This window comes from Laedolimicola ammoniilytica (assembly GCF_025567165.1).
Taxonomy (GTDB): domain Bacteria; phylum Bacillota; class Clostridia; order Lachnospirales; family Lachnospiraceae; genus Laedolimicola; species Laedolimicola ammoniilytica.
In genome coordinates, this window is sequence record NZ_JAOQKC010000011.1 from 24,483 (window position 1) to 37,203 (window position 12,721).

The 12,721-nt window shown below is 51.7% G+C and carries 12 protein-coding genes; all 12 read right to left on the reverse strand.

What is annotated here, in order from left to right; genetic code table 11:
- Positions 1–28: 28 nt before the first annotated feature.
- The 12 genes from OCV63_RS09315 to rpsK all read right to left on the reverse strand — a co-directional run bounded on the left by OCV63_RS09315 (position 29) and on the right by rpsK (position 12,670).
- Positions 29–964: an Rpn family recombination-promoting nuclease/putative transposase gene (locus OCV63_RS09315; RefSeq protein ID WP_262670767.1), complete on the reverse strand. Its 936-nt coding sequence runs from the start codon at positions 962–964 to the stop codon at positions 29–31.
- 380 nt (positions 965–1,344) lie between these two features.
- The gene (locus tag OCV63_RS09320; protein ID WP_158363559.1) at positions 1,345–2,370 is read right to left on the reverse strand and encodes a glycosyltransferase family 2 protein; all 1,026 of its coding nucleotides are present in this window, start codon (positions 2,368–2,370) and stop codon (positions 1,345–1,347) included.
- An 11-nt stretch (positions 2,371–2,381) separates the two neighbouring features.
- Positions 2,382–3,530 (reverse strand): UDP-galactopyranose mutase, encoded by a 1,149-nt coding sequence (glf, locus tag OCV63_RS09325; protein WP_158363560.1) that lies wholly within the window; start codon positions 3,528–3,530, stop codon positions 2,382–2,384.
- A 25-nt stretch (positions 3,531–3,555) separates the two neighbouring features.
- Positions 3,556–4,722 carry an A/G-specific adenine glycosylase gene (gene mutY, locus OCV63_RS17445; protein ID WP_317245859.1) on the reverse strand — a complete coding sequence of 389 codons (1,167 nt, stop codon included), beginning with the start codon at positions 4,720–4,722 and terminating at the stop codon, positions 3,556–3,558.
- Positions 4,723–4,748: 26 nt separating this feature from the next.
- A complete protein-coding gene (sfsA, locus tag OCV63_RS17450; protein WP_158363561.1) occupies positions 4,749–5,429 on the reverse strand; it encodes a DNA/RNA nuclease SfsA in 681 nt (226 codons plus the stop codon).
- A 210-nt stretch (positions 5,430–5,639) separates the two neighbouring features.
- Entirely contained in the window at positions 5,640–7,064 is a 1,425-nt protein-coding gene (locus OCV63_RS09335) for an SGNH/GDSL hydrolase family protein (RefSeq protein ID WP_158363562.1), read from the reverse strand.
- A 9-nt stretch (positions 7,065–7,073) separates the two neighbouring features.
- Entirely contained in the window at positions 7,074–8,555 is a 1,482-nt protein-coding gene (locus OCV63_RS09340) for an MBOAT family O-acyltransferase (RefSeq protein WP_158363563.1), read from the reverse strand.
- Positions 8,545–9,738, reverse strand: coding sequence for a pyridoxal phosphate-dependent aminotransferase (locus OCV63_RS09345; RefSeq protein ID WP_158363564.1), 1,194 nt, complete (start codon positions 9,736–9,738; stop codon positions 8,545–8,547). Before OCV63_RS09345 ends, OCV63_RS09340 begins: the two co-directional genes overlap by 11 nt.
- 200 nt (positions 9,739–9,938) lie before the next feature.
- Positions 9,939–10,475, reverse strand: a complete 537-nt coding sequence (locus OCV63_RS09350; RefSeq protein WP_158363565.1) for a bL17 family ribosomal protein — start codon at positions 10,473–10,475, stop codon at positions 9,939–9,941.
- 168 nt (positions 10,476–10,643) lie between these two features.
- Positions 10,644–11,603 (reverse strand): DNA-directed RNA polymerase subunit alpha, encoded by a 960-nt coding sequence (locus OCV63_RS09355; protein ID WP_158363566.1) that lies wholly within the window; start codon positions 11,601–11,603, stop codon positions 10,644–10,646.
- A 61-nt stretch (positions 11,604–11,664) separates the two neighbouring features.
- Positions 11,665–12,258 (reverse strand): 30S ribosomal protein S4, encoded by a 594-nt coding sequence (rpsD, locus tag OCV63_RS09360; RefSeq protein ID WP_158363567.1) that lies wholly within the window; start codon positions 12,256–12,258, stop codon positions 11,665–11,667.
- Between the two features lie 19 nt (positions 12,259–12,277).
- Entirely contained in the window at positions 12,278–12,670 is a 393-nt protein-coding gene (gene rpsK / locus OCV63_RS09365; protein WP_087308020.1) for a 30S ribosomal protein S11, read from the reverse strand.
- Positions 12,671–12,721: the final 51 nt, after the last annotated feature.

Consider the following 12,721-nt stretch of genomic DNA (forward strand, 5'->3'; position numbering starts at 1 on the left):
CAGTTACGCTTTTAGGGATTCTAATTCTTTAGCTTTTCTGGTCTGTCTGCTGAGCTTTGTGTGCTTCCAGCTCGGCTTTTAAAGCTGCAATTTCCGCATCCTTTTCCTGAATACGCATCTTTTCTTTATCCAGCTCTTCTTTCAGTTCTTCCACATAGTATTTCAGGGAATTCTCATCTAATATCCGCAATGCTTCTGACCACATACCGATGACCTCCTCCGGGCTACGACGCAGCAGGGCGATTTCCTGATAAATGGGTTCCAACCACGGGTAATGCCTCATATTCCGCTCAGCGTCGGTCAAATTCTCCGTAGTCAGCAGGGATAACCATGCATGCAAATCACTTTTGTTATCCTCAGCATACGGGATTTTCTTAAACACGTCAAGGGCAATCAGAAAATATTCGTCCAGCATTTCCAGCTTCAGGCCGCTGCCGTAACTTATTTTTCCATGATGAAAACAGGTATCTCCGTGACGGTGAAATTCGGCTGTAGACTTCTCGTAGAGAACAATGACATAAACCTTTTTTATGTCGTGGTATGTAAAATCAGCGCCGCGCTCTCCGCGAATCCGCGTATACTGCCGCATTAACAAATCCGCGGCATAGCAGGACAGGCGCTCTTCCGTAAAGGCATAGCCGTTTTTCTGGATCTCAATATTCGCCAGTGAACCATCTTCCAGCTCCACCAGCAAATCCATGATCAGATAGGTTTCCCCGTCTATCAAGCTATCCTCCACCGGGAGAATCCTTTTGATTTTTACATGGATTCCCAGAATAGAGGAAATGAAGTTCTCCAGCCGGTCCGCATGTCTGTCCGGATTGAAAATGAATTTGAAAAACGGATCATAGGTCAGTGGCAGAGACTGGTTCCCTGCGAAGAAATCCAGGATTCTGGCTCTCCATCGTTCATTTTTGATTCCCTGATAGGTTCTGTACAGTCTGGGCGACTGCGTCAATCTCATCAGGGCTTCCTCCTTCGTCTGTGGTGCGGACTCCCATACCACAGCCTCATCGTTGCATACTGGTGTGTCTGTTTGCGTAACAAATCTCCTTTCTTTCATTTTTTACTAAAGGGAAATGTCCGGCGAAAAGCCGAGGGATGAAACTTGTATGCCTGACGGCATGAATAGATAATAGCATGTTGTTTGTTGAATTACAAGTTTTTCCAATTATTTTATGAAACTTTCCTACAGTCACCTTTTTTCAATGAATATATATGAAAATTCACTCACATTCACCTTCTATCATGAAAAAACGCACTAGTTTTCCGTTCCCCTGCAGGTTTTGAAACGCAAAACCACCGCCACCCGCTAAGAGGGATGACGGCGGTCTTTTCTCTTTTCTAATTAAAGCCCACGAACTTATTCGCGATCTTATAAGCCACTTCCGAAATCTTCCGGCCTGTTCGGCCTGGCAGGTTCATGGTACGTCCCAGGACGCCCCATTTCAGCTCGTAGTAGGTCTTGGGATCCTTCTTTTTCAGGTATTTCCAAAGCTCATACTTCTTCTCCAGGTTCTCCTCGGTGCCGGAGCGGATAGCGATAATCGAGGAAACGACCATGATGATCTCCAGATAATTCTTCATATAATGGCGCAGCTTCCGGTTCTGTACCTGTCTGGGATCCGACAGCTTATAATCGTCAATCATGATACGGTTGACCTTCAGCTGCTGGTCGATGCGGCCAATCATGACACTCTCGTTGACGGACTGATCGCTGCGGCCGATAAAATAGCGGTAGAAATTCACATTCAGGTAATACAGGTACTTCACGTGAGGAAGCGGGTGGTATACAAAGATGTTATCCACATAGAAGGTATGCTTTGGCAGCTCCAGTCCACATTCCCGCAGCAGCTTGGTCCGGTAAATGACGGAGTGCATCAGGATATACTGGCCCTTGTGCAGGAATTTCACATCGTCCCAGGTAAAGACCTGATCCTGCGGAAAAGCGGAACGGTAGCTCATGACCTTCTTGCGCTTGACGCCCTCTTTTTCATAGACAAAATTGCTGATCAGCATATCTACCATGGGTTTTGCGCCTGCCAGCTTCTCCAGGGTCTTTAAAATCTCCTTATAAGCGGAAATAGATACCCAGTCGTCGCTGTCCACCACCTTGAAATAAAGGCCGGTGGCGTTGCGGAGACCTGCGTTGACTGCCTCGCCGTGGCCGCCATTTTCCTGATGGACCGCCTTAACGATGGTCGGATATTTCTCCGCGTACTCGTCGGCGATGGCTGCGGTACCGTCTTTAGATCCGTCGTCCACAATGATAATCTCCACTTCCTCGCCGCCTGCCAGCAGGGAATGGATACAGTTGCGCATATAAGCTTCTGAATTATAACAGGGGATTGCTACAGATAAAAGTTTCATGCTTCCTCCTTTTATGCCAGGGAGCGGGCAAGGGCGATGGCCCGGGCCGCCATGGCGTCTATATTGTAGTATTTGTATTCCGCAAGTCTGCCCAGAAGATGGAAATCGGGCAGCTTCGCCGCCAGATCCGCGTACTTCCGGTACAATGCGTTGTTTTCCTCATTCATAATCGCGTAATAGGGAATCTCGCCCTCCGCGCCGGTGTAGGCGAAGGGATACTCCTTTACGATGGTGGTACTGTCGGCCTTCTGTCCGGTCAGATACTTGAACTCGGTAATCCGGGTGTAATCCTCGCTGACCGTATAGTTGACTACGCTGTGTCCCTGATAATCGGGCCGGTCGTAATGTTCAAAGTCAAAGCGCAGGGTCCGATAGGGAAGCCGTCCGAAACGGCAGTCGAAGAGCTCGTCCACCGGGCCGGTGTAAATGACTGTGCCATGGAACTCCTGACCGTCTAGCAGTACCTTGCCTTCTTCCTCGGAAATGACCAGTACGTCCTTCGCGTTGGTATTGGTGCGGACTTCGATGTTCGGGTGAGCCAGCATTTTCTCAAACATGGGCGTGAAGCCGTCTAAGGGCATGCCCTGGTACTTGTCCCCGAAATACCGGTTATCATAGGAAATGACCACCGGGACGCGGCCCGTTACCGCCGGGTCGATCTCCTCCGGCGTCTGGCCCCACTGCTTCATGGTGTAGCGCAGGAAGACATTTTCATAGACGTAGTCCGCGATGGCCCGCAGATCCTCGTCCTGCTGCTCCCGGAGCTTCAGAATCGGCACTCTTGCACCGAAGCCGAAGGTGTCCACCAGCTTCTTCTCCAGAACGGCGGCTTTTTCTTCGCCGTAGACCATTTTCAGGGTGTTCAGATTGAAGGGGACGGGCAGAAGCTTGTCGCCCACCCGGGCTACTACCTCGTGGCCGAAGGCGTACCAGTCGGTGAAACGGGACAGCCACTCATAGACTTCTTCATTGCCGGTGTGGAAGATATGCGGACCGTACCAGTGTACCAGGATACCGTACTCGTCCTTCCCGTCGTAGCAGTTGCCGCCGATATGGTGTTTCTTTTCCAGTACCAGAACCTTCCTGCCCTGCTCCTCCGCCAGGACTCTGGCAGCGGCAGCGCCGGCGATTCCGGAACCGATGATGATGCAATCGTACATAGTTAAACTTTCCTCCATAAAACCTCTAGTATCTATGCTTAAAATATTCCGTATAGGCCGCAAAAGCCGCCGGAATCGAATATTTCTCTTCCATCTGTTGCTTCTCTACAAAAAATAACTTCTCCTGGGGATCTGCCTGTGCAGCCGCTGTCGTCTGCCCGGCTGGCATCTCCGGCTCCTCCACCTTCACCACATAGCCTTCCATATGCCATTCGATGTGACTGAAGATATGCTTCGCCGCCGGGAGCTCCTGGATTCGGATGGGGGACAGTCCCTCGGACTTCACATAGTCCAGCACCTGATCCGGCTTCAGATGGCCCTCCAGGTTGGGCAGCTCGTAGAGGCCTGCCAGAAGCCCTTTTGCGGGCCGTTTCCGAAGCGCCGCCTGATTGTCCGACACCAGCACCAGAACCGTCTTATCCTGGATTCTGCGGCTTTTGGGCGGTGTTTTCTTCGGAAGCTCTGTCTCCACGCCGTCCCTGTGGGCCTGACACAACGCTGCCAGCGGACATTCCCCGCATTTTGGCGCGCCGTTGGGGACGCAGACGATGGCTCCCAGCTCAATCAGGGACTGGCTGAAATCTCCGGCCCGGTCCGCCGGGATTACTGCCTTCACTTCCTGCTCAAAGCGCCGTTTCACCGACTGCTTCAGGATATCGTCATAGCTTTTCTCAATCCGGGAAAGCACCCGCAGCACATTGCCGTCCACAGCCGGATAGGGCAGGCCGAAGGCAATGGACGCGATGGCCCCCGCCGTATAGCTTCCGACGCCCGGCAGCTCCAGAATCGCGTCAAAATCCGCGGGCATCTGACCGTCGTATTCCGCCACCAGTTTCTGCGCCGCCTTCTGCATATTCCGGACGCGGTTATAATATCCTAACCCTTCCCACAGCTTCAGGATGACATCCTCGGGAGCCTCCGCCAGATCGCGGATGGTGGGAAGCGCCGTCATAAAGCGCTCAAAATAGGGCTTTACCGCCTCCACTCTCGTCTGCTGCAGCATGATTTCCGATACCCAGACCCGATAGGGAGCCGGGTGCTCCCGCCAGGGAAGAACCCGGGCGTGGGCGTCGTACCAGGCCAGAAGAGGTGCTACTATGTCACCTAACTGGCTGTCGCCCACTGCCGTGGCAGATATTTTTTTCTGCTCTTCTTTTTCTATATTATAATCTACCTTCAAATCTTTTTTCAAAAATAAACCTCAGATTTCTATTCTGCTTAAAGACAAACTTTAATTTCTCTGTCTATCTTCAACTCGTCCGGCTTCACCAGACAATCATAAGCCAGTACCTTCACGCCCGCCTCCGCTGCTCTCCGAAGCGTTTCTCCAAAGGCCGGATGAGTCCGGTCATTGGGCTCCAGCCGCGTGACGCCCTTCATCTGTATCACGAAGCAGACATACGCATCATATCCGTCCTCGACACAGCGCATCAGTTCCTCCATATGCTTCACGCCCCGCTCAGTGGGCGCATCTGGAAAACGGGCCACGCCGTCCTCCTCCAGGGTCACGCCCTTGACCTCCATAAAGGCCTTACGGCCCGCATATTCCAGATAAAAGTCAAATCGGGAATTCTCATACTTGCACTCGGGCTTCACATAGATATCTGTGGCGCCAAGTCCGCCTGCTTTCAGCCATTCCGCCACCGCCTTGTTGGGGGCCTGGGAATCCATATTCACCCACTGCTCTCCTTTTTTCACGGAAATCAGGTCGAGCGCCGTCTTCCTGGCCGGATTATCGGATCGCTGTACATATAACTCTGCGCCTGGAAGTAATAGTTCCTTACAGCGCCCGGTATTTTTCACATGGCAGATTTCCTGCCGGCCGTTCTGCTCCACGTAGGCCACGAAGCGGTTGGGCCGGGAAACGAAACGGGCAGGCTCCATATGTTCGTATCTCATTTCTTCCCTCTGCTATTGCTGTTCCCGCTCTTCCTTCCAAATTTTCTGTCGAAAAAAGTAGCTCAGAACAGCAACTGTTTTTATTCTAGCGGCATATTTTTAATATGACATAGAATCTTTCTTAATATTTTGTAAATTACCCTGCTTTTCTATAACCTATCTCGCCTGTTGCATCCTTGAAAATCTATATTTTGCGAGATTGTTTTGGCATTAATGCACACAGGTATATCCGTTCTCAGCGTCAAAGCCCACCGCCGTCACCAGACTCTCCGTGAAATGGTCATAGATCAGCACATTGACGCCGTTCAGGGTCTTCAGCTCACTCTCGCCATCGAACATCAGGAACTGGCTCCCACCGTTCACCTTCACTTCCAGATCCGAAGCTGTAAATTCCAGCGCGCAGGAGCCTTCCGCTCCGCCCGGCAGCGTCTGACCGCCGTCCACTCCGCCGATCCACATGCCGCCCCGGTCCAGAATCTCCTCCGGCACCCCGAGCTCTTCCAGCGTCTCTCTCACAGGCTGTTCGCCATTGTCCCAGGCTCCGGTGAGGCCGATCACATAAGTATAGGTTCCGCCGTTTTCACGCAGCTTTTGCAGCAGACCCTCCCAGCTTTCCTCCTCGCTCAGCGCCTGGTTTAAGTCCTTCTGCTTCCAGTCGGCCGCATTTTCGTCCCAGCTGGCATAAGCCTCATCGCCCCGGTGATCGGCCAGATCATAGTTTGACGCCAGCCAGCCTGCCAGATAGCGGCTCAGCTTCTCGGTTCCCCGATAATTCAGATGGGAAGCCTCCGCCATATCCGTCTCCGGGTTAAGCCCCAGCTCATCGTACATCCGGTTGAAATCCAGGAACGGAATACCCTCCTCCTCCGCGATTTCCCCGCAGCGGTTGAAAATCATCTGCTCGCTCTCGACGATGCCCTGATAGGGGGAAATCATGAATACCAGAAGGATATCCTCCTCTTTTGCCAATGCAATGATTTTCCGCAGATATTCCTCGGACTTGGGGGCCAGGTCGCTGCTTTCGGTGATCTCACTCATATCCGCCATGGAATCATAGGATTTGGTCACATACAGCGGATAATAGCCCTTGGAGGCCTTGCCGTGGGGATCACCCAGATACGCCGAGAAATCCGCCCGGGAAAGCTCCGTATACCGGGAATGGTACACCGGATAGCCCAGCAGATAGGGGATCAGATTGTCCGGCGTGCTGACCTGAATGTTTTCAATCTTCTCTTTTGAAAATTTCATACCGAAGGTGTTGGTCACCGTCCGGGCCTCTTCGATGTAATCCCGGCTCTCGATGGCCCGCACCAGCTCCACCACCATGACCTTAGGTGTCTGATATTTCAGGCTCTCCTTCATGTAATAATAGGTGTTCCAGAGGGGCTGCAGGCTGCCCGCCAGATCGTAGGAGGAGATCCCCTCCTGATCCCAGAGCACCGCCGGGTTGATATCGGAATAGGTATGGCTGCTTCCGTAGAACATCACGTCGATGGTCCCCGGCTCCTGCTCGTAAAAGAGCTCCATGGGAACGATGCCGTCCTCCTGCTTGAGACGGAACGCATCGTTCAGCTTCCACAGAAGCCCCGCCGCCAGCGCCAGAAATACAACCGTACCGATTAGTTTCTTTTTCATGTAATTCTCCTAAAACTGGAAATAGATAAACTGCTGGGCGTCATATCCCGGCCCGTAGATGCCAAAGATGGCCACCGCCGCAATCAGCGCCAGCAGCACGCCCCATCGGAACCAGAGATTCTGCTCCGCCAGAAAGGCATCCAGTTGCTGCTTTTTAAAATAGCGCACCAGATCCGCCAGCAGCAGAACCAGGAGGCTTCCGAACAGCACGTTCATTTCCACCCGGTCAAGGCCCAGATTATAAAGCTCGCCGTTAAACAGGCACCAGAGATCCGGCTTGGTGAACATCCGGCGGATATAGCCAAAGGCGTCGCCGAGGCTGTTCGCCCGGAAAAAGATCCACGCGAAAGCCGTCAGACAGAAGGTTACCAGCACCTGGCCCAGCTTGTAGCTGAGACAATCCGTCTTTGTATGCAGTTGTTCATTGATTCTGTCCTTCACGCCGCGCAGCTCGTAGCCGATGATCTGATAGAGGCCGTGCAGACCGCCCCAGACCACGAAGCTCCAGCTGGCGCCGTGCCACAGACCGCTGGCCAGGAAGGTCACCATCAGATTGAAATATCTGCGCCATTTCCCACAGCGGCTGCCGCCCAGGGGAATATAGAGATAATCCCGGAACCAACTGCTTAAGGAAATGTGCCATCTGCGCCAGAACTCCCGCATGGATCGCGAGAAATAGGGCGTCTGGAAGTTCTCGATGATCCCAAAATCCAGCACCTTCGCCACGCCGAAGGCCATCATGGAATAGCTGGCGAAATCGCAGTAAATCTGAATCGTATAGGCGATGGCTCCCACGATCAGGCCGAAGGTGCCATACATGTGATAATTGTCAAAGACCTGATTGGCCAGAATGGCAATCCGGTCCGCGATAACCATTTTCTGAAACAGGCCAAATAGGAGCAGCGTCAGACCGCCCGCCACCCGCCCATAATTCCAGAGGGCTTTTTCCGGAAGCTCCCGAATCTGCCGGAGCAGGTTGCCGGATCGCTCAATGGGGCCCGACAGAATCACCGGGAAGAAGGACACGAACAGGGCGTAGTTCAAAATATTACGCTCTGCCTTTGTATCGCCCCGGCAGACGTCCACCATGTAGCCCAGGGACTGGAAGGTATAGAAGGAGATACCCACCGGCAGGCCGATGCTGAAGGGCTTATTCACGGGTCCGATTCCCGCCATTCCGAGCACCGTATTTACATTGCCAAGCAGGAAATCAAAATACTTCAAAAATCCCAGCACGCCCAGGCTGCACAGGAAGGTCAGCCACATATAGAGTTTCTTCTTTTTCGGTTCCGCCCGCTCCACCAGCAGGGCGCCCGCAAAGGTAACCAGGGTGGAGAATAGCAGAAATACCACGTATTTCGGGCTGGCGCTCATATAAAACACGTAGCTTGCAAGAAGAAGCCAGAGGCAGCGCGTCTTTTTCGGAATGATGAAATAAACCAGCGCCGCCACTGGAAAAAAGATTGCAAATTGCAGCGAATTAAACAGCATTCGTTCTATATTCCTCCATCAGCTTCTCAAAGGCCGGCATGGAATCCACGATAGTCTTCTCCGCCACGCAGTAGGAGATCCGCACGTAGCCCGGACAGCCGAAATCGTCGCTGGGGACCAGAAGCAGATCGTACTTCTTCGCGCGCTCGCAGAAAGCGTATGCGTCATCCTCCAGGGCTTTCATGAACAGATAGAAGGCTCCCTGGGGCTTTACACAGGTGTAACCGATGCGGTTGAGACCTTCCACCAGGATATCCCGGTTCTTCTTATAAGCGGAAATATCGCCAGTATCGTCCACACATTTGGCCACCACCTGTTGGAACAGGGAGGGGGCGCACACAAAGCCCAGCACCCGGGCAGCGCCCGCAATGGCCGGAGCCACATGCCCATAGTCGGCAATGCGATCGGGAATGACGATATATCCGATACGCTCGCCCGGCAGGGACAGGGACTTACTGTAGGAATAACAGACCAGCGTGTCATTATAATATTTTGTCAGATAAGGTACTTCGATATCATCGTACACGATTTCCCGATAAGGCTCATCGGTAATCAGATAAATGGGTGCGCCGTACTCTTCCTCTTTCTTTTTCAGAATTGCGCAAAGTTTCTGGATTGTTTCTTCGGAATAGACAACTCCGGAGGGGTTGTTCGGGGTATTCACGATGACCACCTTGGTTTTCGGTGTAATGGCCTGCTCGAAAGCTTCCGCGTCAATCTGGAAATCCGGCAGCTTCGCCGGAATCACGTTCAGGGCAGCACCCACACCCTCGACCCAGACACGATATTCCGGGAAAAACGGCGCAAAGGTGATGGCCTCCTCGCCTGCGTTCAGCAGGGCCTTCAGACAGATATTTAAGGACGCCGCCGCACCGCAGGTCATGAAGATATTGTCCATGCGGAAGATCTCTCCAAAACGGCGGTTCAGGGACTCTGCGATGGCCGTACGCACCTTCGGGTCGCCCGGCGCCGGAGAGTAGGCATGAATCTTCTCGGGGGGCAGCTCCAGTAGCTCCAGAATCGCTTTCTTTACAGATTCCGGCGCCGGGATGCTGGGATTGCCCAGGCTGAAATCATAGACCTTGTCCTCGCCCACCTCAGCCTTTCTCTTCAGGCCGTAGGAAAAAATCTCTCTTATGACAGAGCTTTTACTGCCAAGCTCGTAGCATTCCTGTGATATCATAATTTGTCCTCCTCTGTGGATCCTTTTTATCCAGACTGCATGACGAAAAGTGCGCCTTATGCGCAGGCGCATTGCATACTTGATATTATTTTACTATCCATGGAAAGAAAGTGCAAGAAAAATGCAAAAAACGCCCCCGGGATCGAATTTCTCCGAACCCGGGGGCGTCTGCGTTCACATATCGAACAATCCGTTAAGGCTTATACCAGCTCCAGAAGTACTTCCATCGCTGCGTCGCCCTTACGCTGGCCGATCTTTACGATTCTGGTGTAACCACCATTGCGGCTTGCGTACTTCGGTGCGATCTCGTCAAACAGCTTCGCTGTCAGATCAACCTTCTTGGTGTTCTTCTTCTTTCCTGCAGCTGCGGTCGGAACCTCAGTTACAGTGTAGAGAACCTTCAGCATCTGACGTCTGGCATGCAGTCTGGACGGCTGATCCTTCTTGATAGTCTTCTCTACTTCGTCGTATACAGTCACTTTCTTGCCGTCTACCACTTCTTTTACGCGCTTTCCGTCAGCGTCTTTACGCGGAACCTTAGCGGTAACAGTAACGGTATCGAAGTTGTCCTTCTCCTTTACTGCCAGTGCGATCAGTCCCTCAGCAATCTTGCGAACTTCCTTCGCCTTAGCCTCGGTTGTTACAATCTTGCCGTTCTCCAGAAGAGCGGTTACCTGATTTCTCAGGAGAGCCTTTCTCTGGCTGGATGTTCTGCTCAGTTTTCTATACTTTGCCATTTCAATCTTCCTCCATCTGTGGAGCCGCATCCCCATGCTTCTTCGGTCTTACTGGGGAGGGCTTTCTTCCATAGTGTTTACATATCATCCTGGCGAAGAATTTTATTCCTCGCTAGAAATAATGGAACCTTCTCGAAGCTAGTTCGAGAAGTATCACCCAAGCGAAGATTACTCTTCGCTTGGATTCAGCTGGAGACCCAGCTCTTTCAGTTTTGCAAGCACTTCTTCCAGGGACTTCCGACCAAGGTTCCGAACCTTCATCATATCCTCTGGAGTTCTGTTGCAAAGCTCTTCTACTGTATTGATGCCTGCTCTCTTCAGGCAGTTGAAGGAACGAACGGAAAGCTCCAGCTCGTCGATGCTCATTTCAAGCACTTTTTCCTTCTCATTGTCCTCTTTTTCTACCATAACCTCTGCGGTCTTGGCATTCTCGGACAGGTCGATAAACAGGCTCAGATGCTCGCTTAATACCTTTGCAGCAAGGCTGACAGCCTCATCCGGAACCAGGGTTCCGTTGGTATATACGTCAAGTGTCAGCTTGTCGTAGTCAGTTACCTGACCAACACGGGTATCCTGCACTGTCATATTGACACGCTCAACGGGTGTGTAGATAGAATCGATCGCAATCACTCCGATGGGAAGATCCGGATTCTTATTCTTATCTGCACTCACATAGCCTCTGCCCTTCGTAATCGTCAGCTCCATGTACAGCTTGCTGTCTGCGCCGCCGTTCAGATGAGCGATGACAAGCTCCGGGTTCAGAATCTCGATATCGGGATCTGCCTGAATATCAGCTGCTGTGACTACGCCCTCTCCATCAAACTCGATGTAGGCGGTTTTCGCTTCGTTGCTGTCGCTTGTATTCCGAATGGCCAGATTCTTGATGTTCATGATGATCTCAGTCACATCTTCCTTTACTCCAGGAATGGAACTGAACTCATGCAGAACGCCTTCGATCTTCACCTGGCTGACTGCTGCACCCGGTAACGAAGAAAGCATGATTCTTCTCAGTGAATTGCCCAGTGTCGTACCATAGCCTCTCTCAAGCGGCTCAACCACAAATTTTCCATACTTCTTATCATTTGAAATCTCTGCAATCTCAATTTTCGGTTTATTAAACTCGAACACTAAAAGGCTCCTCCTTCACATTTTGTTTGGGTGTTATGCTGCCGATGTTATACTCTTCGGATTACTTAGAATACAGCTCGACGATAAGCATCTCATCAACCGGAACGTCGATGACTTCTCTGCTCGGAAGCTCTTTTACAGTTCCCTTCAGAGCCTCGAGGTCAGCCTCAAGCCACTCCGGAACCAGTCTTCCTGCAGTTGCCTCTACGATATCCTTGTATCTCTGAGAGCCCTTGCACTTCTCTTTGATTTCGATTACATCGCCAGCCTTTACAAGGTAGGACGGGATGTTCACCTGCTTGCCGTTTACCAGAACATGCTTGTGATCTACGATCTGACGAGCCTCTCTTCTGGTTCTGGCAAGGCCAAGACGGAACACTACGTTGTCCAGTCTGCTCTCCAGGATAACCATCAGGTTCTCACCGGTCTGACCCTTCATTCTGTCCGCTCTCTTGTAGTAGTTGCGGAACGGCTTCTCAAGTACGCCGTAGATGAATTTTGCTTTCTGCTTCTCACGAAGCTGAAGTCCGTACTCGGACATCTTTCTGTTTGCTCTCTTTAACTCTCTTGTGGACTTCTTATCAATTCCTAATACTGTCGGCTCCAGACCAAGGGAACGACATCTTTTTAAAACCGGAACACGATTGACTGCCATAACTTACGTACCTCCTAAATTAGACTCTTCTACGCTTGGGCGGACGGCATCCGTTGTGCGGAACGGGTGTTACGTCACGAATACTGGTTACCTCCAGGCCGCATGCCTGAAGTGCACGGATTGCTGCCTCACGGCCTGAACCCGGTCCCTTAACCATAACGTCTACAGTCTTGAGTCCATGTACTAAAGCTGCCTTGGTTGCAGTCTCAGCTGCCATCTGTGCAGCATACGGAGTAGATTTCCTTGAACCTCTAAATCCCAGACCACCGGCACTTGCCCATGACAGAGCGTTTCCTTCGGTATCTGTCAGGGTAACGATTGTATTGTTAAAAGATGACTGAATATGTGCCTGTCCGCGTTCAACGTTTTTCTTTACGCGCTTTTTTGTCACTTTCTTTGTAACTTTCGCCATTTTAAACTAACCTACTTTCTTCATATCTTGCATTCGCTAAGTGCTCAATGC